The 269-nt window shown below is 47.2% G+C and carries 1 tRNA gene; it reads left to right on the top strand.

What is annotated here, in order from left to right:
- Positions 1 to 21: 21 nt before the first annotated feature.
- Positions 22 to 96 (top strand) — tRNA-Arg (locus SB773_RS31975).
- Positions 97 to 269 lie beyond the last annotated feature (173 nt).

Here is a 269-nt window from a genome sequence, read left to right as displayed (position 1 = left end):
CGGGTATACTCATGCCGCATTGTCCTCTTAGTTAAATGGATATAACGAGCCCCTCCTAAGGGCTAATTGCAGGTTCGATTCCTGCAGGGGACACCATTTATCAGTTCGCTCCCATCCGTACCAGTCCGCAAAATCCCCTGAATATCAAGCATTCCGTAGATTTACAGTTCGTCATGGTTCGCTGTTCGCAACCTAACCAAACAGTCACTTTCGAGCAATTTTCCTTGAAAAAGAGGTTGACGCTGCAAGGCTCTATACGCATAATGCGC

The organism is Bacillus sp. SIMBA_074 (genome assembly GCF_046534555.1).
Taxonomy (GTDB): domain Bacteria; phylum Bacillota; class Bacilli; order Bacillales; family Bacillaceae_G; genus Bacillus_A; species Bacillus_A mycoides.
Note: the sequence above shows the minus strand (reverse complement) of the source record. Positions and strands in the feature narration are given on the sequence as shown.